The sequence below is a fragment of the Enterobacter sp. UNJFSC 003 genome (assembly GCF_036903355.1).
Lineage (GTDB): Bacteria > Pseudomonadota > Gammaproteobacteria > Enterobacterales > Enterobacteriaceae > Enterobacter.
Map to the genome: position 1 here is coordinate 1 of NZ_JBAKHK010000153.1, position 274 is coordinate 274.

2 pseudogenes are annotated in these 274 nt (G+C 52.9%); both read left to right on the plus strand.

Annotation, left to right across the window (positions count from 1 at the left end):
- A pseudogene (mhpB, locus tag V5P19_RS23555) lies at positions 1-121 on the plus strand (3-carboxyethylcatechol 2,3-dioxygenase); the annotation flags it as partial.
- A 17-nt stretch (positions 122-138) separates the two neighbouring features.
- A pseudogene (locus V5P19_RS23560) lies at positions 139-274 on the plus strand (2-hydroxy-6-oxo-6-phenylhexa-2,4-dienoate hydrolase); the annotation flags it as partial.

The window sequence follows — 274 nt, forward strand, 5'->3', positions numbered from 1 at the left end:
GGTCGCCGCTTTTGCCGCTATTTCTACATTTGGCAACTGGCGTAGCGAAGGGCGTTATTACCGCCCAATCCCGGAGTGGATTGCCGGATTTGGCTCGTTAAGCGCCAGAACAGAGAACTGAATATGCAGGAGAAGATGATGAGTTATCAGCCACAAACCGAAGCCGCCACCAGCCGTTTTCTGAATGTAGAAGAAGCGGGTAAAACGCTGCGCATCCATTTTAATGACTGCGGACAAGGCGACGAAACCGTTGTCCTGCTGCATGGTTCCGGCC